Genomic DNA, 22580 nt, shown 5'->3' on the forward strand with positions numbered 1-22580 from the left:
GAAGTTCCGGCTTTGGCGGGTGGAGATGGAAGCTGAGTCGTCCGAAGCGTGACTCAACCGCTGCAAGCTCCACTCGCCGAACTTGCTGAAATATCGCTAACGCTTATTCCAGCGGTTCTTGACCTGTCACCGCCACCACCGAATATGGAATATTCGGCGACAATGGCTCGGCGACTCTCTATGAATGGCGCTCGCCTTTGAAGAATTTGCGGGCCAGTGGGGCGTTGTAGCTGGTCCAGTGGCTGTCGCTGCCGGTGTCTTCTTGCAGCAACAGTTTTACGTTGTGCATCTTGGCGTCGAGATTGTCGAGATAGTGCAGCGCCATGGCTTCCATGGTCATCGGCAGCTTGGGACTGCCGAAGGCGTATTCGCCGTGATGGCTGACGATCATGTGCTGGATGCGGAGGAGCAGCTCACGCGGGAAGGCGTCGCCGGAGAGCTTTTCGGCGTCGCGAGCTTTGTGCTCGACCATGCTGACGGCCATCACCACGTGGCCGATGAGTTGGCCTTCGTCGCTGTAGCCGAGTTCCTTTTCGTACGTTAGTTCATCGATTTTGCCGGCGTCGTGCAGGAACGCGCCGATGCGGAGAAGTTCGGGATCAATATCGGGATAATGCGGCGCGACCGACGAGCAGAGCTCCATCAGGCTGACGACGTGCTCGAGCAAACCGCCGCGGAAGGCATGATGATTTTTCACGCCAGCCGGAGCCGCGGTGAACTTCGCCATGAAGGCTTCGTCGACGAGAAAGGCCTCGGCCAGGCTGCGAAGGTGAACGTTACGAATCTCACGCAGCAACTCAGCCAGGCGGCGGGCGAGGCGATCGACATCGGCGGACTGCAGCGTTTGAAAATCGGTTTCATCGACCTGCGACGGATCGACGCGTTCGACCTTCGTCACAATCATCTGCAGCTGCTGATTGTGCATGTGCATCGTGCCAGTCACGCGGGCGTACTGACCACTCTCGATCTGCTTCGAGATGTTCTCGGTCGCGTTCCAGAGCATGCCCGTCAGCTGGCCGCTCTTATCACCAAGCCGCAACTGCAAATACAAATTCCCCTGCCGATTGGCCCGCAACTGTTTGTCGGCGATCAAATAGACTTCGCTGACTTGTTCGCGTTCGGCCAGCTGATTGATGTAACGTCGGGGCATTGGTGGGGGCAGGGTTGAAGGGTGGAAGAGACGAAGAGATGAAGAGGAATAGGAAAGGAAAGAAATGAGTACTCCCTCTCCTCGGTACTCCGGGGAGAGGGTTGGGGTGAGGGGGCGAAGCTGTGTGGACGCAGCGTCGAGAGTTACTTCACCGAAACCGCAGCCGGTGTCACAAACGCCTCATCCAATCGCGTTACTTGTTCGCCGGTCATTTCGCCGGCTTGCACCCAGACGCGATAGTTCAGCTCGAGCGGCTTGTTGGCGTCGACTTCGAATTCAAAGTACGAACCGAACCGGCCGTAGTCGCGCTCGCTGAAGCGGGCTTCCTTGGGATTCTCCGGGCGATCGAGCATGGCAACCGTGTAGCGCTGATCGTCGAGGACGATGCTGAGGGCATTCCACGGCAAGTTGATGTGCTGCTTGTCGTTCGGCCAGTTGCGAAACTTGCCCGGCTCGGCTTTGCCGTCGGGCCGCAGATAATAGGTCTGCTTCGCGGTCTTGTCGGGCACATCTTGCGTCGCGCGAAACTGAAAACCGGCGTGCTGCGGATCGCCATCGAGCTTGATCGGCCCGGCCAGCGAATCGAGGCGCGAGGCAAACTCGATGAGCGTGCCGCCGGGAGTGTTGTAAGCCGTCATCTCGCGAGTTTCTTGAGCAAAGGCTTTGCCATCCTGGCCGTGCCAGTCGATCTGCAACGTGTGTCGACCGAGGACCGGACCGGTCTCGCTGGCCAGAACCTTTTCGTGTGATTGATATTCACCCTTGTTGCAGTGCCAGGTGTCGGCCTTCTGCTTGAACCCTTCGCCGTAGCTGATCCGGTTGAAGCCGAAGTACAAACCGCGATGATGCGGAAAGAGGCCGCCGGGGCCCTTCGTCATCAACCGCTTGCCGGCAGGGTCGAACACGTGATGGTATGGCTTGAACGTCGCCGATCGCTTGTCGCCGCTGCTCTCATCGAGCTTGGCATACATGTAGCGCAGCACCGGCCGGCCATCGAACACCAGATCCATGTGCTCGCCGGGAGTGTCTTTCCATTCGGTCGTCGGCTTTTCGCCGCTGGCTTTTTCTTTGATCGTGGCTTTGCCGCGGAGAGTCGCCCCCGCTTTGAAGGCTGGCGCGAGGAACACCAACTCTGCATTCTGACCACCGGCGGCGGGCTGCTCGGGCTTGGCGAGCAGCGAAGGCTTCGTAACTTGAGCCGGGAGCGATTGACCATCGATCGTCACGGTTGATTCGGCTGCTTTAAATTCGGCAGGCAACACAACCGGCACGCGAATCGGCTGACCGGTGCGATCGACTTTGCCCGCGACAACTTCAAACTCTGGGCTGAAATCGGCAGCGGCCACCACCGCGGAAAATAATGCCGTCAGAAGTATCGCCAAGGTACGCATCGCTGTCTCGCTTATGTCTGCTGAGGTCGATTTTGGAAAATGCACGCCCCAACGGTCAGCATATAGTTGTCGCCATTTGGGCGAAAGGCGACGGCAGCTGTAGGACGGACCATTGGTCCGTCCAAGAAGCTCGCTGCGACAAATTTGGCTTGGTACCCGCTGCAGGAGCGGACCAATGGTCCGTCCTACTTACAGAGGTTCAGCCAGTTCGGTAGATTCGTACCAAAACCTCCCTCCGCGAAATCAGGACACTCTTGTGACCACATCCTCTCCTAAATTTTCTCTGGCGGGGCGCGTCGCGCTCGTCACGGGCAACAGCACCGGCCTCGGCAAATCGATGGGCCTTGCGCTCGGCTTGGCCGGGGCCAAAGTGCCGGTGAATTATGCCAACAATGAAAAGCGGGCCCAGCAAGCGCTCGCCGAATACAAAGCCGCCGGCATCGAGACCGTGCTCGTGCAAGCCGATGTGACGACCGAAGAAGGGGTCGACAAGCTGTTCAACGAAATCGAAGCTAAGCTCGGCAAGGTCGACATCGTGGTGCCGAATGCGACCTGCGAGCAGCCGCTCAAGCCGATCGAAGAATACGACTGGGCTTTCTATCAGCGGATGATCGACTTCTTCATCAAGAGCCCCGTGCTTCTCACCAAGCGGGCTCTGCCGCACTTGAAGCAGCAGAAGTGGGGCCGCATCATCAACATCACCAGCGAAGTGTTTCAGCGCTCGGTCGCACCGTTCACCGCCTATGTCGCAGCCAAGGGCGGCCAAATTGGTTTCTCGCGGAGCTTGAGTCGCGAGCTCGCGCCTTTCGGCATCACGGTCAACATGGTCGCGCCGGGTTGGATTCCCGTCGAACGCCACGAGAACGATCCGCAAGCCGACAAAGATGCTTACGTCGCGCTCGTGCCGGCTGGGCGCTGGGGCGTGCCGCAAGATGTCGCCGATGCGGTGATCTATCTGGCCAGCAACGAGGCTTCGTTCATCACCGGTCAAACGCTGTGTGTGAACGGCGGCATGACTCCCTGGTAAGTCGCGCCGCAGCAGCGGTTAAAACCGCCGATTGATCTGCACCTGCACTTCGCTATCGAAGAAGCGGTCGTCATCGGCGGCGCCCATCGGCACGACGCAGGCCACGCGGATCGACGTGAGAATGTTGTACTGGGCCTGCAGGCCTACGGTCATGTTGAGCACGTCGAAGCGATTGAACCCGTTGCGATAAGTGAAGGCCCGGCCCGCGGCATCGCCGGCCACTTCGTCGGTATCTTGCAGCGACGTGGTGTAGTGCAACTCGAGAATGGCGGCCAGGCTCGTAAAGCCGTCGTTCATTTCGTCGCGATACAGCCAGTAGCCGGTTCCCAAGTCGACGAACAGCAGGTTCTGTTCGTTGTAGAGCCCCAGCGTATCGACGGGGCCGCCAGCCGCAGGGCCCGACTGAATGCGATTGCCAGCCGTGGCTAGATCGCACTGCACAAAAGCATTGATGAAGTACGGCCCATCGTTGCTAAGCAGAACTCCCAAGAAGGGAAGCAGATGCAGCGCATCGTTCTGGAAGGTGATCTGGTTCGTCGGAAACGAAACGTTGTCGGTCAACACAAAATTGCTGCCGGTCGGTGTATCGATGCCCATGCCCGCGACGATGGCCATTTCGTCATCCATGTAAAGCAAGTGCTTCAGGATGAGAGCCAGGTTGCCGATCTGTCCGCCGTCACCGGCGACGGTCGCTCCTTGAAAGTTGAAGTCACCCTGAAAGGGCATGCGCACTTCGACCGACCACATGCCGTTTCCAAACGTTTTCTCGACGCCGAATGTATAGCGATCGATGGGGAACTGCTGCGTGACCGGAGTTCCGCCGCCGCCGAAAAAGTCGGTCTCGGTGTATTGCAGCGCGTTGTGAAAATGACTGTAGGAGAAGATGAACCGATCGGCAGGCAAGGCTTTGTTGTTTTCGCCGACCTTCACATGCCGGCTGCCGCCCGCCGAAGGGATGCTGAACGAACCGAACGCGCCATCTGCGGAGCCTGCTAGTTCATTGGGGCTGTACGTGACGTTGCCCCCCGACTGAAAGTAATCGCCAAACATTTCGGGCGCACTCGCCAGTCGGTTGTACGCCGGCGCAGGCGCCGCACGACTCGTCGCTGCGGGCGTGCGCGGAGTGGAGAGAGATGGCATTCGCGCAGCGGGTGGCTGCGCTGCGATCGAAGCCGAAACCAATTGGGCTTCGATCTTCTCTTCCTCTGTCAGTTCACGAGCGGGAACTTGTGCCGACGTCGGCGCAATCGTTACGACCGCGCAGGTCAACGCGTAGAGGGCTGCAATGAGCTTGTTGTGTCTTCCTGACATGCCTTGACTCGATCACTCCGTTCGTGGTCAACGCATCGTTCATCGTCATCGCGCCAGCTGAAAATTGCCTTGAGACGTTGATTCTCAAAGATGGTAGGAAATGACGCTGCTATCACGACCTGCGGCAGTACAAGCCGACGTTCAAACGCTCAGCGGCGGGCTCGTCTGCAGAATCGCGTTCACTTTTTCTATGGCCTGCTGCCGATCGTGAATGCCCTGCCAATGTGTCGCGCGCGGGATTCTCTCAAGCACCCGCCCGCCGAATAAATTGTCGTGCTGAAGACGCGGCAGATTTACGTAACCGATGTAGCAATCGCAGCTGAGATTGGGACAAGCTCGCCGGCTGAGCGCGGCTTGCCAGTCGCTGCCGTAGATATTTCCGAGCACTCCACTCACAAAATGGCAACGGCGGAGATTGCCATCGCCATCGATCGACACCGATGATTCGCCGGCGACACACTCTGCTCCGAGCGAGGGGTGGTTGGTCAGATTCAGGCGAAATAGGGGATCGACCTGCTCCAGCCGCGCCACCTGCTCGTCGGTGTAGTAGTCGGGCAGATCTTTAAAAGCGTTGACCCACAAATAAGCGTGTGATGGTAACTCGGCACGCAGGGCTTCGATCTCTTCAAAATTCTCCTGCAATCCGACCACACCCGCGCTGAACGACACGCCGCGATCGGCAACCATCTGGCATTGCTGCAAAAACTCGCGCCGTGAGATCTGCGTCGGATGAAAGGTGCACCACAGCGCAAGCCGCTGAGCGTTGGCCTCGCCAAGCCAATCGAGCGAACACGACAGATTTGTCTGAATCGCGACCCGGCGCACGTGAGCGAACTGACTGATACGCACCAGCGCCTGCTGATACCAGCGACGCGTCAGTCCTTCGCCCCAGGGCGTGAATAGGATCGAGAGCTCGCAATCCGTTTGCGCCGCAACCCAATCGACGAAACGTTCGAGGCATTGCCGATCGTGTTTGAGTTCAGCTGCCGATTCGTGCCGCTTAGCGAAGGGGCAATAGTTGCATTCGTAATTGCAACTCGAGAGAGGGCCGCGATAGAGGATCTGCAGCTTTAGCGCCATGCATACTCCTCCATCTGCTGCGCGATGGTTGCCGAGTACAGCCAGGGGCCGATGGCATCGGAGCGTTCCAAACCGGCCGGCGTGAGTCGCAGGCAATCGCCGTCCACCTCGGCCAGTTTGTGACTTAGCAGTTCGTAAAGTTCTGGAAAATCAGCCAGCGCCTCACTGCCAAAGCGTTTCGCATAATCCGCGCAGCGCAAACCTTCGGCTTGCAGGAGCGACAGAATCAGCACGCGACGGCGCTGCTCGTGCTCATCGAGCGTTGCGCCGAACTCGACTGCGCCGAAATCGCCCATCGATTTGCCGATGTAATCGGCGAGGATGCCCGCCACGTTGGCCGATTTCACAGCGTACTCGCGCGAGTAATGGAGCGAGTGTGTATACGAGCGCGCGCCACAACCGAGACCGACCATGCCATCGCTCTGGCAACAGTACGTCGGTCCTGCTGTTTCATCAGCGGCCCGCGTGAACATCCGCATCGAAGTCTGCTGGTAACCGGCTTCCAGCAACTTGTCGCGCCCGGCGCGATAGAGAAGCAAACGCCAGTCGTCCCACTCCTCCAGTCGCGCGAGGCCAGTCAACGGCCGCACGTAGAGCGGATAGAGATAGATTTCTTCAGGCGCGAATGCAACGGCGCGTTCGATTGTCGCCAGCCAGCTGGCCAGCGTCTGCGAACTCGAGCCATAAATCAAATCGAGGTTGGTCACTGGAAAGCGATGCGCCGCGAGGAGCGCTAGGGCTTGTTCCACTTCGGCCCGTTTCTGCGGACGGCCAAGTGTTTGCAAGTCGCGCTCTTCGAAACTTTGAATCCCCAAACTGAAACGCGTGGTGCCGCGTTCGCGCAGCAGCGCGAGTTTTTCCGCCGTGAGGGTGGCGGGCGAACCTTCGCAGCTCAGCGGAACTGCGATCCGCCGCTCGGGCGTGAAGCGCTCGATGATCTGGAACAACCGATCGAGTTCTGCGATCGTCAAAAACGTCGGCGTGCCGCCGCCGATGGCCAGGCGCGAGAACTGCGGCTCGGCGAGCGTTTCTTGATAAGCATCGGCTTCGCGCTCGAGTGCAGCTAGATAACGCGTGGTCAGCGAATCCGCAGGTTGCGACAGCGTGAAGAGATTGCAAAAGCCGCAGCGATATTCGCAAAACGGAATATGCACATACAGGAACAGCGAATCGCTCGGCTCGGCTTGCCACACGCGCTGCAGCGGCAGTGGCTCCGCCAACCGACGATAGGCCGTCTTGTGCGGATAGGCGTACGAGTATCCCACGTACGGTGAGCCCGTCAGCACGTCGGCCAGCTTCGTCGCTCCTGCCATGCTCATCGCTGTTGATCTCACAGGTCGCGGGCCGAGTGGACAAACTCGGCGTACGGAACATTCCACACGCACTCATGGGCCAGGCGATGTCCCCAATAACCAGCCTCGCCATAAGCCGTGCCGTGGTCGCTCGTCAGGATACACAACGACGGTCCGCGCTGCGCGAGTAAATCAAACAGCGGCGGCAGCTGTCTGTCGACATAGGCGAGCGCTGCCGCTTGCGTCGCCGGCGAATCTTCCTGCGCCGGCGGCGCGAAGATGCAGTTCGGCTGATGCAGCGCCGAGATATTAATAAACAAAAAAGCTCGCTGCGAGTTATCGAGCGCTCGCAAACGTTCGCAAGCGAGCGCTACTTGGCGCTCGGTCGAGTGCCGGCTGGTTACTCCTAGTTCTTCGCTCCAATGACTCTCCTGAAATAAATCGGGCAGCACACAACCGAGCGGACTAAGTCGATTAAAGAAACCAACGCCGCCGATGCAAATGGTGTGATAGCCCCGCGCGGCCAAGCCATGCACCAGATTCGCCTCTTCAAAAACAAACGTTTGCTCGCTCGTTGTTTCGCTTCCCGGAAACCGCGCGGCAAAGAGTCGTGCATGCTTGCCAGGTGTTGCTGGCGTCGGCAAAAAACCAGCAAAAAATCCTTGGTGCGCAGCGAAGGTAAAGTTCCCTGGCGAATGCCGTTGTTCCCAATGGCCGCCAGGAAGCAAGCTGGTCAAAAATGGCGTTTTTCCCGCGTTATTTGCCTGTTCGGCAACATCGTAGCGCAGCGTATCGAGCGTGATCAGCACGACATCGTGCGAGGGAATTAATTGACGGACATTGATCATGAAATTTCTCGGCAGCGACATTCTGCCAGCGCGCGATGTACCGAAGCAAGTTCGCCAAAAGTTTTCGCGAAGGAAGTTGAAATGCTAAAAATAGAAGCGATATAATCTCGAACTCTTATCCCTCCTCGCAGGAGTCGTCGCGATGCTTTTTCGGCACGGTGATGTACTGATTCAAAAGGTCAAGGACCTTCCCGAAGAGAAGGAGCGGCTGAAACATCGCACGCTCGCCCACGGCGAACTCACGGGGCACAGCCATCAGATTCGCGAGAAGCACGCGACGATGTGGCAATCAGGCGAGCTCCTCTTTCTGGAGGTCGAAGGACAGCCGGCGACCGTCGTGCATCAGGAACACGGCCCAATCGAACTTCCTCCGGGCTATTACCGAGTCTGGCGGCAGCGCGAATACACGCCCGAACGCATCGTGGTCGTCCGCGATTAAAGAGGAGCAACCTGCGTGGCGACGATGATCGATATCTCACCGGCCGAGGCGGCCAAGTTGATTTTGGCGGGCGAGTCAAAATCGGGGTGGACGCTCGACGGAAAATTGTCGCTGGCTGGCAGCGGCAAAAAACTGAAAAAATTGCCGGCCAAGCTCACTTGCTATGAGCTTGACGCCTCGAACTCCGACCTGGAAACCGTTCCCGCCGATCTGGCCGTCGATTGCGCACTCAATCTGCAAGGCTGTCGCAAACTGAAATCGCTCCCCGCTGACTTGCGCGTCGGCACGTTGAATGTCGCGGAGTGCACCGCGCTCGAGGAATTGCCCGAGGGACTCGACGTTTGGTTTTTGAATATCTCTGGCTGTCCCCAGCTCACTAGCTTTCCGCGCCGCGCGACGATCGCGCGCGGCAACTTGAATATGAACGGCTGCACGGGAATTGCTGAGATTCCGAACTACGTGCAGGATCTGGGCACGCTCGATATCGGTAATTGTCCGCAGATCACCGAGGTGCCTGCCGGGCTGAGCGTTTCGTCGTGGATCGAACTCGCCGGTAGCGGCGTGACGAGTTTGCCAGAGAGACTAAACGGCATCGGTCTTCGTTGGCGCGGCGTGCTCATTGACGAAGTAATTGCCTTTCATCCCGAAAAGCTCACTTCGAAGATCGTTCTCAAAGAACGAAACGCCGAACGACGCCGCGTGATGATCGAGCGGATGGGCTTTGATCGTTTCATTCGCGATGCCGGCGCCGAAAAACTTGATGCCGATCGAGATCCCGGTGGTCCGCGCGAGTTGCTCCGCGTGCCGATGGAGCGCGACGAAGCCATTGTCTGCTTGTCGTGCAATTGTCCTTCCACGGCTCGTCATTATTTGTTGCGAGTTCCGCCAACGATGACGACCTGTCATCAAGCCGCGGCTTGGATGGCCGGTTTTGATGACCCGAAGTTGTATAACCCGCTCCAAGAAACGTAACCAAGACGAAGAGTCAGACTTGAACACTGGGGAGTCCCTGCATGAGCTTTCGTGAGTTTGAGTACGCCGACGGCAAGTCGTTCAAATTTTGGAAGATCGAGCAGCAAGGGAGCGACGTCGTCACTCGCTACGGCCGCATCGGCTCCGACGGCCAGGAAACGAAAAAAGACTTCGGCACGCCTGAGGCCGCCAAGAAGGCGTACGACAAACTCGTCGCCGAAAAGACCGGCAAGGGATATGTCGAGAAGACCGGCGGTGGCGTGGCCAGCAGCGAAGCCGCGCCGGCGGCCAAACCTGCGAAAGGTGCAAAGGGAGCAGCTGCTGCGACCGCTCCAGCAGCCAGCACGCCGATTTCGTCCATGCTGTTTGCGACGACGCGCGATGGCAACTTCGGACATCTGAACAACTTCATCGGCCAGCGTGTAACCGATTACAAGGAAGGAACGCCGCCGAAGGGAAAGACGGTGTTTCGCATCCGTTGCCATTGCGAAGAGGATGAAGAAACCGCCGCGCAATTCAAGGAACGCTTTCACAATTTTTTGAAGAGCGATGCCGCGCTGGAAACGATCGGCTTGGTGACGGGGCTCGAAGAGATGTACCCCGATGAGGACAAGAACATTTCTGTCGCTCTGCTGGCGGAGCACGCTGACCGCTTGCCGAAATTGCAGGCCTTGTTTTTGGGCGACATTTTGCAAGAGGAACAGGAAGTCTCCTGGATCAAACAGACCGATATCTCGCCGGTGCTGGCCGCTTTTCCCCATCTCGAAATGCTGCGCGTGCGCGGCGCCGACGGCCTCGCGATCAGCAAGCCTCAGCATGCGAAACTGCGAGCCCTCGCCATCGAATCGGGCGGCTTGTCGCCCGAGGTGGTCGCGTCGATCTGCCGGGGCAAGTTTCCCGAGCTTGAATACTTGGAACTCTGGTTGGGCACACCCAACTACGGCGGCGAATGCCGGGTCAACGATCTGCAGCCGATTCTCAAAGGCAAGCTCTTTCCGAAATTGAAGTACCTGGGCTTTCGCAATGCCGAAATCGCCGACGACATTGCAGCCGTGATCGTTAAGTCGCCGGTTATCGAGCAGCTGGAGACGCTCGATCTGTCGCTCGGCAATCTCAGCGACGAAGGGGCCAATGCGTTGCTGCAGTTGAAGGATAATACGAGTCTCAAGCGGCTCGACCTGCATCACCACTACATCGGCAAGCCGGTGCAAAAGTCGCTCAAGCAATTGCCTTTCCCGGTGGACCTGGCCGATGCCAAAACGGTTGACGAAAACGACGAATGGGCCGGCCGTTTCATCTCGGTCAGTGAGTAAGCCGGCACGTCGCTGGCTCGTCATCGGCAATCCAGAAAATCGTCGCGTGGGGCTCTTTCAACAAGCGCTCCTCGAACTCGGGCAAAGGCCCGCGGACGTTCTTTCTTATATCGATTTGCTGCAAGATCCCGCGCTGCTGCCGGCAGCGCTCGAGCGTAACGAGTCGAACTTACTGCGCATCGAGTCGCCGGGCGAAAATCCGCTCGTCGAAAAGCTGATAATTGCTCGAGGAGCACGAGCAACCGAGGCCACCGAACTTGTCTCCAAAATCGCTCGGCTGCGCGCGGATCCGGGACGCATTCGCTGGCCGCAACTTTGGTTTGCGGGCTTTTCGGACTTGCTGCAAGATCTCGCTACTGAGCTCGATCGTCATGCTGAATTGCGAGTACAGAATCACCCAACTGCCATTCGCACGCTGTTCGACAAACCGGCCTGCCATCGACTGTTGCAGTCGTGTGGTGTTGCCGTGCCCCGCGTGCTTCCTGCCGTGAAGAACTACGACGAACTGCGCACGGCCATGCAGGATGCAGGGATGACGCGAGTCTTCGTCAAGCTCGCCTGCGGTTCGTCGTCTTCGGGCGTAGTCGCTCTGTCGACCGCGAATACTCGGCCACTGGCGATCACTTCACTCGAACTCGTGCGTCATCGTGGTGAAGCTCGCTTTTACAATAACTTGCAACTGTCGCGCTACAACCGCGAGCAGGACATTCGCACCATCTGCGATTTTCTCTGCGGCGAGGGAGCGCACGTAGAAGAGTGGTTGCCCAAGGCTAGGCAAGATGAACGCGAACTCGACCTGCGCGTTGTCACCATCGGCGGGCGAGCTCGTCACGCGGTTGTGCGGACCAGTCGGTCGCCGATTACGAATCTGCATTTGGGAAACCGCCGCGGCGATTTGTCGAGTTTGAAAACGGCGATGGGTGCACGCTGGAAAATTGTTACCGAGATTTGCGAGCAAGCGGCGGCTGCATTTCCACAAGCCCTCAGCATCGGCTGGGATCTGCTCGTCACTCCCGGATTTCGCCGAGCGTACATTCTCGAAGGGAATGCCTTCGGCGATCTGCTGCCGAACGTGCTGTTTCGTGGCGACTCGACCTACGCCGCCACCATCCGCGTTGCGGCAAGTCAAGGTCAGGCGCGAACTCGCTCTAACGAGACTGGGTGAGGCGAGGGTGCGCGGTGACAAACGTCAATCCGGGCAGTTACACTGGGTGGCGATTCAGGTTCGTTCACCCTTCCGACAGCGAGTTGTCCATGCCTCTCTCTCGACGCGCATTGCTAATCGGCGGCACGGCGGCTGCTGCCGCTCATTTCTTAAATCGCAATGCCTCCGCCAGCGCGGCCAAAATTGAGGACAAAAAGATGCTTCCGCTGATCGACACGCACCAGCACCTGTGGGACGTCACCAAGTTCAAGCTCCCCTGGCTGCCGAAAGAGGGCGTGCTGTCGCGGAGCTACGTGATGGACGACTACCGCGCTGCCATTGCTGGCACCGGCATCGAACGCTCGGTGTACATGGAGGTCGACGTCGCGCCGGAGCAGCAAGTGGCCGAAGCGGAACACCTGATTGCCATTTGCAAGTCAGGCACGGCGCCGACGATTGGCGCGGTCATCAGCGGCCGGCCTGCCGAAGAGGCGGCGTTCAAGGAATACATCAGCAAGTGGAAAGACTCGCCGCAGATCAAAGGTGTGCGCCAGGTGCTGCATGCCGATATGACGCCAGCGGGAACTTGCCTGGGCGAAGCTTATGTTCGCAGTGTGCAGTTGCTTGGAGAAAAGGGGCTCAGCTTTGATCTGTGCCTCCGTCCCACCGATCTGGCCGATGCTTCGAAGCTCGCCGACAAATGCCCGGGGACTCGGTTGATCGTCGATCACTGCGGCAATGCTGATCCCAAGGCTTGGCTGACGGCGTCCCGCCGTGGCGATCAAAAGCCCGATCACGAAGTGGCCGCCTGGAAAAAAGAGATGGAGGAAATCGGCAAGCGGAAGAACACGCTGTGCAAAATCAGCGGCATCATCGCTCGCGTGACGAAAGAATGGGGCGTCGACGACCTGGCCCCGATCGTTAACCACTGCCTCGATAGCTTCGGCCCGGACCGCGTCATCTTTGGCAGCGACTGGCCTGTCTGCCTCCTCGGTGCCCCGCTCAAGGCCTGGACCGACGCCCTCCGCCAAATTGTGGCTAGCCGCCCGGCAGCGGAGCAGGAAAAGCTCTTCAGCGGCAACGCGACGCGGTATTATCGCCTGTAGTCGCGCCGCGGATAGCGCCGCTCGTTGACGTAAGTCCCCAAAACCTTAGCCCTGCCGGAAGTGAAGAAGCGGGTACAACCGTGCCAGCGTGAATGGTTACCTTGGCGCGATTGCGACTGACCGGAGTTGTCCACGCGGGCGTGTCTAGCGGATTCTGGAGGTTGGGTGACGACGTGACGCGCGAGGAGGGGAGTGCCATGGGCCAGAGTAAATTGGAGCGACCTGCTCAAGCGAATTTCGAACCACCCGTTTTAGCTAGAATAAATCGCGATATTGGACCCTCGATATTGCCCTGTATTTTCGGCGTAAGTCGTTTTGATGTAATTCTTTACAAGGAATACAAAAAGTTGCATCACCTGTTATATTCTGGGAGTATGAAAGGGGGGTGTTCAAGTCGCTCCAGAATGGCTGGCCATTCCACCGCACGGCTTGGCGGGAGCCTCGCCCTCCCGTCGCTCGCTGCGACAGCGTCGCTGGCGTGAATGGCTACGAGGTTTGGATATGGCGAAAAACTTCTCGGCCAACCGCAATTTGAGGCCCGCTGCGACGTTAGTGAATGCAGCGATGGACACCCCCAGCCCAAACCTCTCCCCGGACGAACTCCTGGCGAGCTGGGTGCGCGAGCACTCTGCAGCCATCCGTGGTTACGCGCTGGCCCTGGTACGGCGGCCCGACGTCGCCGACGACGTGCTGCAGGAAGTCTTTCGCCGGGCCTGGCAGGTGCGCGATAGTTTTCGTCAGCAAGGTCAGGACCGGGCTTTTTTGATCCGCATTGCCGATCACCTGGTTTGCGACCGGGCTCGGCGATTGGGTCGCGAGTTGAACCTGGACGATGCCGGCTGGCAGGCTCGTGAGCCGGCCGCGGGCTCAGCGGCTGGTTTGCCGGGAATCGCCGGCGAAGAGACAGATCCCGCCGCCCTCGCCCAATGGCGCGAAGCCGAGCAGGATCTGGCCGTCGCGCTCGATCAGCTTAGTCCCGGACAGCGCCGGGTGTTGCTGATGCGATATTTCGGCAACCTGGAATTTGCCGAAATTGCCGAACAGCTCGGATGCCCTTTGAATACTGCCCTCAGTCATTGCCGCCGCGGTTTGCAAACGCTCCGCCGCTTGATGGTGAGTCACCAACCATGAACGAACATTTGCCCGATCAACGAGAACTCGAAGGCGCCACTTCGAAGAAGCCCCGCTCCAGCACCGGCAGCAGCATGCACGACGTTGCCACGCGGCAGGCCTGGCTGAAGCTCGGCGCCGCCGTCGAAGCGAACGGCCGCGATGGTCTCGATCAAGACGCGCTGCTCGCGTCGCTGCAAGCCGAACTGATCACGCAGCCGGCCACGCCCGTCGAAGAAAAGCCGCAAGTCGATTGGTCGTGGGCCGCGGTGGTGATTGCAGCGACGGTGCTGATTGTCGCCACGGCAATCGGCGTCATCAGTCAGCAGGCGGAAAAAATTCCGAACGTCGCGCCCGCGCCGCAAATCGCGCAGCCGAGTCCGCAGCCTGCTCGGATCGAACAACCAGCCGCTCCCGCGGTTGTTGTGTCTCCACCAGAAACGTCTTCGCCAGATATTAATCCGTGGACCGATTTGGATGAGGCGATCAACACCACTTACACTGCGATTCAACAGATGAGCTCGCAGCCGAGTAGCTTCGATCGCTCGCTGACCGACTTCGATTCGCAACTCAAACAACTGTCGGCTGACATCGCTGGCGAATCACTTTAAGAAACTGAGCTAAAAACCTGGCCTGCCACCACGGGAGATTTCATCATGCCCAATACACTTCGTTACTTGCTCGCCGCTGCCGTTGTTTGTGGTGGCCTGTCCTGGGTCACGGCTCAAGAGAAAGGCGACAATCCGCCTCCACCGCCGCGCGGCGAACCTCGCAGTGGCGATGCCCCGCCACCGCGCCGGCCAAACGACAATCCGCCGCCGCGCCGTGATGACGATCGTGGTCCTGGTGGCCCGAATGCAAATGGTCCGGGTCCAGGTGGGCCCGGTGGACCTGGTCCTGGTGGTCCGCGATTCAATCCGCCGCCGCGTGGTGATGGTCCTGGTGATCGTGGTCCTGGCCCAGGTGGCCCAGGTGATCGTCCGCCGCCGCCTCCTGGTGGACCGGGCGGTCCTGGAGGCCCAGGTGGTTATGGCGAGCGACCGGGCATGGGGCCGCATCGTGGTCCCGGTGGACCTGGTGGTCCAGGCATGATGGGTCCTCCGCTCGATTGGCAACGTCTGGAGCAAGACGATCCCGAGATGTATGCGCTGCTGAAGTCGGATCACGAGCTCGAGCGAAAATCTCTGGAAATCTCGAATCAGCTACGACAACTTCCGCGCGATCAGCGGGTTAAATTGAAAGATGAGTTGACGACAACTCTCAATGAACACTTCGATGTTCGTCAGAAACGTCGTGAGCTACAAATCAAACGGATGGAAGAAGATCTAAAGAAACTTCGCGAAGGTATTACCAAACGCAACGAGTCCCGCAAGGAAATCGTGGGCAAGCGTTTGAATGAATTGACTGGCGACGAGAACGACAAGGACTTTTAGGCGAACGGAATCGACTGCTGACGCGGCGCTGCCTGTTTGCAGCGCTGCCACATCACGAACAATCCGGCGGCGATTGATTTTTGCAATCGCTATGTCGGCTGGGATCGAGCTGCGCCCACACATAACGCAGCAGTAGACAAGCAACGGGCACCTTTTATTGTCGGACTGGTAAGGAGTGAGAACATGCAACGTTTTTGGCGGACTGCAGCGCTGCTGGCGTGCTTCGGCGGGGCGATGATCGTCTCAGCAAGCCTGCGGGCGGAAGATGAAGTTACTGTGGAATCAACGGCCACGGAACAAACCGTTTCGGAAGAATCCGCTACGGACGATGTTGCCGAAGTGGAAGCCTTTACCAATTTCCAAGGCCCCGGCCGTGGCCCTGGTCCAGGACGCCCCGGCCCCGGTCGGCCTGCTGATCGCGGCCCAGAGCACCGCGGCCCAGAACACCGCGGCCCAGAGCATCGCGCTCCAGAACATCGTGGCCCGGGTGGATTTGATCATCGCGGTCCAGAACACCGCGCTCCCGAACATCACAGTGCTGATCGTCGTGGCCCCGGCGGCTTCGATCATCGTGGTCCTGAGCATCGTGGCCCAGAGCACCGCGCTCCAGAACATCACAGCGCCGATCGTCGTGGTCCTGCTGGTCCGCCGTCGCGTGGTGGTGAAGATCGGCGGATTGCCGAGCTCGAACGGAAAGTTGCCGAACTCACTCGTGAGTTGCACGCGTTGAAGTCGCACGGTTCGCATGGCGACGCTCATCGTGGCCCAGCCCCGCGTGATGATCACCGCAGCCAAGCCAACCGTGGACCCGATCGTCGCGGCCCGAGTGGTCCTTCGTTCCGCGGCCCACCGTCGCGTGGTCCGGCACCGCAGTTCGGTCGTGGTCCTTCCACCAATCGTGGCCCGCAATTTGGCCGTGGCCCCGCGCCGCAATTCGGTCGGCCGGGCGGCTTTGGTGGATTCGCTCGCCGCGCCCCCGAAGGCAATCGCCCTGGCTCGGAAGGTTTCCGTCCCCCGGCCCGCCGTGAAGACGATCGTCGTCCCGAAGGTGACCGCCGCCCCGAAGGCCGCGGTGACGATCGCCGACCCGAAGCTCGTGGCCCTGGTGGTCCGCCGCCGCGCCGCGAAGATGACCGTCGCCCTGAAGGTCGCGCTCCAGAAGCTCGTCGTCCGGAAGGACGTCCCGCAGCTGGCCCGCCGCCGCGTGGCCCCGAAGGCCGCGGTGAAGATCGTCGGCCTGAAGGTCGTGGTCCGGAAGCCCGTCGCCCTGAAGGACGCCCTGAAGCTGGTCCGCCGCGTGGACCGGAAGGTCGTGGCCCAGAAGCACGTGGACCTGAAGGCCGCGGTGGTGATCGCCGACCAGAAGGTCGGCCCGAGGGTCGCGGTCCAGAAGCAGGCCGAGGCCCCGAAGGTCGTGGCCCTGGCGCCGGTGGCCCGCCGCCGCGTGGTGAAGGTTCCGGCCGCGAAGGTGGCCGTCGTCCTCCGCCACCCCGCGATGAAGACGTGACGTTCTAAGGTTCAGCCTCGCGTACCCACTTCGTGATGGACCAATGGTCCGTCGTACGAATCTCTCTAAGGCTTCGCTGATTTGATGATCAACGAAGCCTCATTTATTTCGTAGGCGAGCCCGAGCGGCGTGAGAACTTTATTGAGAAGCTCCTCGAGCTTCGCATCCTTCACTTGAAAGCTGACGTTGGTCTTCAGTTTGTCGACGAGCGACGGATCGTAGACCATCTCTTTGCCGAGTTCTTTGGCAACCGTTTTCACCACCGCGCCAGCCGACTGATTGTCGACGCGCAGCGTGTAGACCTTCTCACCCGGAACGACCTTCGTCGTGCGCACCGTCTCGCCATTTAGGATTCGTTCGATCAACTCGTGCGATTCATACTTGCCGACGGCGACGACCTTGTCGTCGGCGACGCTGATCTTGAGTTCGGGAAATTTCTTCTGCAACTGACTGGCCAGCGTCTGCGCTTTGCCTTTTCCCCACGAATACGTCTGTTCGTATTCGACGCTGTCCGGAATCTTGACGATGGTGAGCGTCGAACCATCGGCGCTCAAATCAAAGGTGAGATCGAAACCGGCGAGCACCAGCGTCAAGCGATCGGCGAGCGTGAGTTGCGGCATCGAGAGCGCGGGCCAGAGATCGTGCGGCACGGCATCGGGATTTTGTAGCGTCGCGCCGGATTCGCGCGCTAGTTCGCGCACGAGTTCTCGCGGCTCGGTGAGTTGCGGCACATTCAAGACGGCTGGTCGCAACCAGCGAGCGCGCTGTTCCGGTGAATGCGAGCCCGCTTGTTGTCGCTTCACGGCAGCGAGTGTCGCCAGCTTTTCTGTCATGGCTGGAGGGCCGATGTAGACAACCGGCCCAACGACGGCACGACCTAATTTGCTCTTTGCGCACAATTGATCGAGCATCAGCCCGAGCGGAACATCGTCAAGTTCGAACTGCAACTTGGTGCTCGGATCGACGCGTCGATCGAGCCAGATGGCGACCTGTTGATTGTTCGAAAGATTACGGAGTGCGTCGCGAATCGGATTCTCGGCCCACTTCAAGCCCAAGGGCTGATCGAGCGCTTTGCGAAACTCAGCGCCGGTCTTCCAAGCCGTTTCGGCGGCGCCGGCGTGATGCGCGCGACCGTCAAAATCGTTGCCAAACCAACTGACGATCACGAGCGTAGGGAAAGCGACCCACACCGATTTGCGGGCGAACCACGCCGCCCGTCGCACTGATGGCGCTGGCAATGCTGGCAAAAAACGTTGCGGTGTTGGCGACAAAGCTTGTCTCCTCTTCCTATCTCAACACATCCAGACAGAAATCGCTGCAGAAAACGGACGCCCGCACAGGCATTCGGTTGTTGATTGCGGAAGCTCTAATTAGACTCAAAGCTCAGCTTGATCGCGACACCTTTCCGCAGTGGTCGCGGTTGAGCTCCATGCACGGCACCACGATGAAGAAACCCGTATCCACTCCCCGGCTCGATCAGCTGTACCATCGGTATCTCGATACCGAAGAGTCGGCTGCGTATATCCGCGGCGTGTCTGAACATTATCTGCTCACCACGCTCGAACGGCTCGCTGGTGCGGGACAACACGTTTCGCGGCGGGCAGCCGTACTGGCCATTGGTTTTCTCGGCGATTACTCGCACACGCCGATTCTCGGCCGAGCGCTGCACGATCGCGATCGCGCGGTCCGCTTGATCGCCGACAACGGCATTCGCAATTTGTGGCGGCGCGATGGCAATCAGCGGCAGCAAGAAAAGCTGAACGTCATCGTGCGACTCAACGATTCGCAGCATCACAACGAAGCCATTGCGGCTGCGAACGAACTGCTGGAAGAAGCGGCCTGGTTTGCCGAAGTGTGGAATCAACGGGCCATCGGCCACTTCGCCACGAATCGCTGGGAAGATGCGGCCAACGATTGCCATCAAACGCTCGAGCTCAATGCCTATCACTTCGGCGCTGCCGTCGGCATGGGGCACTGCTATCTCGAAATGGATGATCCTTTTGCCGCGCTCGAATGTTTTCGCCGCGCGGTGAAGCTCAATCCGGATCTGGAAGATGTGCGGGCGCAGATCGACTATCTGCAGCGCACACTCGAAGGTAAGTAATCGCCGCCGCAAGAGCAGTGGCGTTTGACTCTTACTTTACCTGTTGCAGCCAGGTGTACATCACGTAGCCCACCTTGGCCATGGAATCGCCGGAGCAGTTGGCGGGAATGTCTTGCGTGGTGTGCCAGTAGTTCGGGCCGTGCGAGGTGGGATACTCAAAGTCGATGAGGTCGCACGTCGGGATCTTGCCGATGTTGCGCAGGGCCAGATGGTCGTCGCGGATCTCGTGCCGCGTGACGTTGACAAACTCTTTCACGCCGAGCGAGCCGGCCGTCTTCCAGATATCGAGCACGAGCGGCCGCGTATCGGGCCATTCCATGCTGTTGACCTCGCGATACATGTTCAGCTGTTTGTCGCCGATCATATCGAACAGCACGCCCCATTTGTATTTGTGGCCCGGCGGTTGCGAAACATACGTGCGCGCAAAGTACTCGCTGCCGAGGAAGTACGGATCGGATCGCGCGTCGTCGTAGACGAGCTCTTCGCCATCGAAGAAGACAAAATCCACGCCGTATTTGCAGCGCAAACCGGCCATGTGATTGCCCAGTTCCATCAGCATGGCCACGCCGCTGCCACCGTCGTTGGCGCCGATGAAGGGATCTTTCCGCTTGTTGGGATTGGGCTCGCGATCAGGAAAGGGTCGCGTGTCGTGGTGGCAACAGAGCAGGATTCGCTCTTTCTTTTCCGGATGCCACTCGACGATTTGATTGGCCATCTTCACCATCATGCCGGTCTGCGGGTGACGGCCTGTGAACTCCTGCAACGAAACTTTGGCGCCGAGTTTTTCGAAGTGCTTGGTAATCAGCTCTTGCTGTTTCGCCATGCCGGGCGTGCCGGCGACGCGCGGGCCGATGTCGCAGATCGCCTGTAAATATTCAAAGGTCCGTTTGGCATCGAGCGGATTGCCGGCGGCTTTGAAGGGTCCCACTTGACGTTGCGACCAGGCCAGTTGGATGGCGTCACCCTTGAAGAGAGCGACGATCGCGATAACGAGCAACAGGCCGCCAGCGATCCGCATCCACGGAATAGACAACGGCGGCGAATGATCGGCGAGACGAGTGGTAGTAGTAGTTTTGCTCATCCCGGCATTGTATCCGCGCCGCCCCGAACGCTGCCAGCGACGTTTCCGTGGCCAGCGACGAGCCGTGGACCCGCTAGCTACTTCGCCTTCAGCAGTTCCGATGCTTGTTCGCGCATTTCCTTCACCACTCCGTTGCGGTAACCGATCCACAAGCTGCGGATCACACCATCGCGATCGAGCAGCACTGTCGTGGGAAAGCCGAAGTTCGGGTCGCTATTTAATTCGCCTAACGCCTGCGCACTGACGAATTGCGGATCGCGATAAATGGGCAAATCGTAGCCGCGCATTTTCAGAAAGGCTGCGGTGCGCGTATCGTGCTGTGGGTCGTTCGGCGCCTGCGGGCAGGAGACCGAAACAAAACGAAAGTCTGCGTTGGTTTTAAGGCTCTTCTGCAATTCGACCAACTCCGGAAACTCTTGGACACATGGTCCACACCAGGGCCCCCAGAAGTTGATCAGCACGACCTGGCCCTGCAGATCGGCAAGTTGCAACGACGTGGCATCGTCAGTCAGCGGTTCGAAGTGGAGCTTTTCAAAACGCTTTCCTACTGCGACCGCAACGGTCGGATTGGGCGGCACCGAGACTGCTTTGAGGACGTAGGCGACTCCCACGATGGCTGCCAGAATCACGAACAGCCCGATCAATCTTCCCCGTCGGCGCGGCGGCCCAATCGCTTGCTGTTCGGCGTCATCACTCCAGTTCGATTCCACGATTTACTTCTTCTCTTTCGCGGCGGCTGGCTTGTCTTTGGGAAACTTCATGTGGGCGGCCAGCGAATAGGCAATGTCGCGGTGCGCGAGCAGCTCTTTTTCATAGTTGATCGGCTTTTGGGCGTCGCCCGGATTGTCTTGCGCGGGTACCGAAAGCTCGATCGAAATGATTCGGCCACCTTTGATGGTCTGCAAGGACTGCACCGCCGTGGGACCGTCGAGCAGACCGACCTTCCGCACGTGGCGGATCCAGACGTTCTCGCCAAGGATGATCGGCTTGCAACTTTCAATCGGCTTTTTGTTGGCGTTGATCAACGAAGTTTGCAGCTTGCCGGCCAACGTTTGGGCGTACTTGGCCGTGGTGCTCGCCTTGGAATCGGCGGGGGTGTCGCTAGCCGAGATGGTGATCCGCGGCAGGTTCGTCATGTTGTCTTTGGGGCCGCAGGCAAACAGATATTTCTGGCTCGGTCGCAGCGGCTCCCAACCAGTGGGCATGGCGAACTGAATCCGTCCCTCGTCGAGCGCCGGATAGGGCCGATCGTCGACGGCGGGCAAGTCTTCGATTGCATAGGTCTTGATTTCGGCCGGCGGAGGTGGCGCCGTGGCCCCTTCACCCGAACTGGCAGCCGGCGATGCCCCGCCGCAACCCAAGCCGCCGCTCAGCACGAGCAGTGCTCCGAACATCATCCAGCGCATGAAAAGCCACTCCGCGAGAAAATCATGGCCGGTGAACGAGATCGGCCTGTGTCTATCTTACTAGCAAGCCGCGCGGTGGAAGCAAGCGAATCCCGCACCTTGCCCAATTTCTCTACCGCCCGCAGCCCGGTTCGTCGTAGAATCCTCGGCCCGTCGTTCATCACAGGAGGGACCCAAACGATGAAAACTGCGTTGAAATTTGCCAGCTGGTTGCTGATGGTCGGCATGCTGGTGATTACTAGCCAAGCCGAAGAAAAGGGATTGGAAGAAAAGATTCAGGAAGAAGAACGGGTTGAGATCGTTACCGATTCTCGCCTGCCGCTGCCATTGCCGCTCGATGGCTCGCGCTGGCTGCGCTATGCGCGCTTGACGCCGGCGATCAAACAATTCTTTGCTCCGGCAGCGCAGCCCCAGCAGCCTGAAGAATCTGTGGAAGTGCGCGAGTTGACCGAAGCTCAGCGCCGCATTGGCAGTGTAGTGAAAGGAACGATCTTCGACGGCATAGGTGGCAGCACCGACGCCGAACGACGGCAAATTTGGCAGCGAATGGCTCAGGATGCGAAAGCCGCCGATGCAGCGTTGGAGAAGCAAATTGTCAGCCAAATCCAGCAGCAACCTGTGCAGCGCGTCGCCAGCGAATCGGGCCCGTTCAATTTGCTGCAAAGCTACAGCCAGCCAGTGAATCCCACGCATGTAGCCATCGCTCAACTCCGCTTGAGCGCTCGCAACCTCGATCAGGCCGCTGCCGATCTCGAGGATGCCGGCAAGTATGACGAAGCCGATCGCATTCGCGCCTCGGCCAATCGTTTGCGGCGTGAAGCCCGTGATTTTGCTAGCGAACCAGAGTAGCTAGCACCAGCATTTCG

Annotated in this window: 23 protein-coding genes; 13 read left to right on the plus strand and 10 right to left on the minus strand. The window is 59.2% G+C overall.

The window, feature by feature from the left end; translation table 11 throughout:
* Nucleotides 1-178 precede the first annotated feature (178 nt).
* Together M9Q49_RS26980 and M9Q49_RS26985 are read right to left on the minus strand one after the other, a co-directional pair.
* Nucleotides 179-1150: a 3'-5' exoribonuclease YhaM family protein gene (locus M9Q49_RS26980; RefSeq protein WP_254512416.1), complete on the minus strand. Its 972-nt coding sequence runs from the start codon at nucleotides 1148-1150 to the stop codon at nucleotides 179-181.
* 143 nt (nucleotides 1151-1293) lie between these two features.
* Complete coding sequence (locus tag M9Q49_RS26985; RefSeq protein WP_254512417.1) at nucleotides 1294-2541, minus strand: DUF6807 family protein; 1248 nt, start codon at nucleotides 2539-2541, stop codon at nucleotides 1294-1296.
* A gap of 256 nt (nucleotides 2542-2797) precedes the next feature.
* Between M9Q49_RS26985 and M9Q49_RS26990 the strand changes: the two genes are divergently transcribed.
* The gene (locus tag M9Q49_RS26990) at nucleotides 2798-3568 is read left to right on the plus strand and encodes an SDR family NAD(P)-dependent oxidoreductase (protein WP_254512418.1); all 771 of its coding nucleotides are present in this window, start codon (nucleotides 2798-2800) and stop codon (nucleotides 3566-3568) included.
* A gap of 18 nt (nucleotides 3569-3586) precedes the next feature.
* Here the strand turns inward: M9Q49_RS26990 and M9Q49_RS26995 are convergent, their stop codons facing one another.
* The 4 genes from M9Q49_RS26995 to M9Q49_RS27010 form a co-directional block, all read right to left on the minus strand.
* A complete protein-coding gene (locus tag M9Q49_RS26995; RefSeq protein WP_254512419.1) occupies nucleotides 3587-4879 on the minus strand; it encodes a hypothetical protein in 1293 nt (430 codons plus the stop codon).
* A gap of 141 nt (nucleotides 4880-5020) precedes the next feature.
* Nucleotides 5021-5959, minus strand: a complete 939-nt coding sequence (locus M9Q49_RS27000; RefSeq protein WP_254512420.1) for an STM4011 family radical SAM protein — start codon at nucleotides 5957-5959, stop codon at nucleotides 5021-5023.
* A complete protein-coding gene (locus tag M9Q49_RS27005) occupies nucleotides 5950-7278 on the minus strand; it encodes an STM4012 family radical SAM protein (RefSeq protein ID WP_254512421.1) in 1329 nt (442 codons plus the stop codon). The genes M9Q49_RS27000 and M9Q49_RS27005 overlap by 10 nt, the downstream gene beginning before the upstream one ends.
* An 11-nt stretch (nucleotides 7279-7289) precedes the next feature.
* The gene (locus M9Q49_RS27010; protein WP_254512422.1) at nucleotides 7290-8099 is read right to left on the minus strand and encodes an STM4013/SEN3800 family hydrolase; all 810 of its coding nucleotides are present in this window, start codon (nucleotides 8097-8099) and stop codon (nucleotides 7290-7292) included.
* 142 nt (nucleotides 8100-8241) lie between these two features.
* Between M9Q49_RS27010 and M9Q49_RS27015 the strand changes: the two genes are divergently transcribed.
* The 10 genes from M9Q49_RS27015 (at nucleotide 8242) to M9Q49_RS27060 (ending at nucleotide 17123) form a co-directional block, all read left to right on the plus strand.
* Nucleotides 8242-8538: a hypothetical protein gene (locus tag M9Q49_RS27015; RefSeq protein WP_254512423.1), complete on the plus strand. Its 297-nt coding sequence runs from the start codon at nucleotides 8242-8244 to the stop codon at nucleotides 8536-8538.
* 24 nt (nucleotides 8539-8562) lie between these two features.
* Complete coding sequence (locus M9Q49_RS27020; protein WP_315861221.1) at nucleotides 8563-9510, plus strand: DUF6745 domain-containing protein; 948 nt, start codon at nucleotides 8563-8565, stop codon at nucleotides 9508-9510.
* 41 nt (nucleotides 9511-9551) lie between these two features.
* Nucleotides 9552-10823 (plus strand): STM4015 family protein, encoded by a 1272-nt coding sequence (locus tag M9Q49_RS27025; RefSeq protein WP_254512425.1) that lies wholly within the window; start codon nucleotides 9552-9554, stop codon nucleotides 10821-10823.
* A complete protein-coding gene (locus M9Q49_RS27030; protein WP_254512426.1) occupies nucleotides 10816-11988 on the plus strand; it encodes an STM4014 family protein in 1173 nt (390 codons plus the stop codon). Before M9Q49_RS27025 ends, M9Q49_RS27030 begins: the two co-directional genes overlap by 8 nt.
* Nucleotides 11989-12077: 89 nt before the next feature.
* Nucleotides 12078-13073, plus strand: coding sequence for an amidohydrolase family protein (locus M9Q49_RS27035; RefSeq protein WP_254512427.1), 996 nt, complete (start codon nucleotides 12078-12080; stop codon nucleotides 13071-13073).
* 501 nt (nucleotides 13074-13574) lie between these two features.
* On the plus strand, nucleotides 13575-14204 hold the full coding sequence (locus M9Q49_RS27040) for an RNA polymerase sigma factor (protein ID WP_254512428.1): 630 nt from the start codon (nucleotides 13575-13577) through the stop codon (nucleotides 14202-14204).
* Nucleotides 14201-14794 (plus strand): hypothetical protein, encoded by a 594-nt coding sequence (locus tag M9Q49_RS27045; protein WP_254512429.1) that lies wholly within the window; start codon nucleotides 14201-14203, stop codon nucleotides 14792-14794. The genes M9Q49_RS27040 and M9Q49_RS27045 overlap by 4 nt, the downstream gene beginning before the upstream one ends.
* Before the next feature lie 45 nt (nucleotides 14795-14839).
* Nucleotides 14840-15616 carry a hypothetical protein gene (locus M9Q49_RS27050; RefSeq protein WP_254512430.1) on the plus strand — a complete coding sequence of 259 codons (777 nt, stop codon included), beginning with the start codon at nucleotides 14840-14842 and terminating at the stop codon, nucleotides 15614-15616.
* Nucleotides 15617-15881: 265 nt separating this feature from the next.
* Complete coding sequence (locus M9Q49_RS27055) at nucleotides 15882-16346, plus strand: hypothetical protein (protein ID WP_254512431.1); 465 nt, start codon at nucleotides 15882-15884, stop codon at nucleotides 16344-16346.
* 15 nt (nucleotides 16347-16361) lie between these two features.
* Nucleotides 16362-17123, plus strand: a complete 762-nt coding sequence (locus M9Q49_RS27060; protein WP_254512432.1) for a hypothetical protein — start codon at nucleotides 16362-16364, stop codon at nucleotides 17121-17123.
* Nucleotides 17124-17188: 65 nt separating this feature from the next.
* Here the strand turns inward: M9Q49_RS27060 and M9Q49_RS27065 are convergent, their stop codons facing one another.
* Nucleotides 17189-18394 carry a hypothetical protein gene (locus M9Q49_RS27065; RefSeq protein ID WP_254512433.1) on the minus strand — a complete coding sequence of 402 codons (1206 nt, stop codon included), beginning with the start codon at nucleotides 18392-18394 and terminating at the stop codon, nucleotides 17189-17191.
* Between the two features lie 173 nt (nucleotides 18395-18567).
* On the opposite strand from M9Q49_RS27065, the gene M9Q49_RS27070 reads away from it, so the two are divergent.
* A complete protein-coding gene (locus M9Q49_RS27070) occupies nucleotides 18568-19227 on the plus strand; it encodes a tetratricopeptide repeat protein (RefSeq protein ID WP_254512434.1) in 660 nt (219 codons plus the stop codon).
* 31 nt (nucleotides 19228-19258) lie between these two features.
* Here the strand turns inward: M9Q49_RS27070 and M9Q49_RS27075 are convergent, their stop codons facing one another.
* The 3 genes from M9Q49_RS27075 to M9Q49_RS27085 form a co-directional block, all read right to left on the minus strand.
* Nucleotides 19259-20308: a M28 family peptidase gene (locus M9Q49_RS27075; RefSeq protein ID WP_254512435.1), complete on the minus strand. Its 1050-nt coding sequence runs from the start codon at nucleotides 20306-20308 to the stop codon at nucleotides 19259-19261.
* Nucleotides 20309-20385: 77 nt separating this feature from the next.
* Nucleotides 20386-21018 carry a TlpA disulfide reductase family protein gene (locus M9Q49_RS27080; RefSeq protein ID WP_254512436.1) on the minus strand — a complete coding sequence of 211 codons (633 nt, stop codon included), beginning with the start codon at nucleotides 21016-21018 and terminating at the stop codon, nucleotides 20386-20388.
* Between the two features lie 3 nt (nucleotides 21019-21021).
* On the minus strand, nucleotides 21022-21714 hold the full coding sequence (locus M9Q49_RS27085; RefSeq protein WP_254512437.1) for a hypothetical protein: 693 nt from the start codon (nucleotides 21712-21714) through the stop codon (nucleotides 21022-21024).
* A gap of 180 nt (nucleotides 21715-21894) precedes the next feature.
* Here M9Q49_RS27085 and M9Q49_RS27090 point away from each other — a divergent pair, with 180 nt between their 5' ends.
* On the plus strand, nucleotides 21895-22563 hold the full coding sequence (locus M9Q49_RS27090; RefSeq protein WP_254512438.1) for a hypothetical protein: 669 nt from the start codon (nucleotides 21895-21897) through the stop codon (nucleotides 22561-22563).
* Nucleotides 22564-22580: the final 17 nt, after the last annotated feature.

This window comes from Anatilimnocola floriformis, assembly GCF_024256385.1.
Classification (GTDB): domain Bacteria; phylum Planctomycetota; class Planctomycetia; order Pirellulales; family Pirellulaceae; genus Anatilimnocola; species Anatilimnocola floriformis.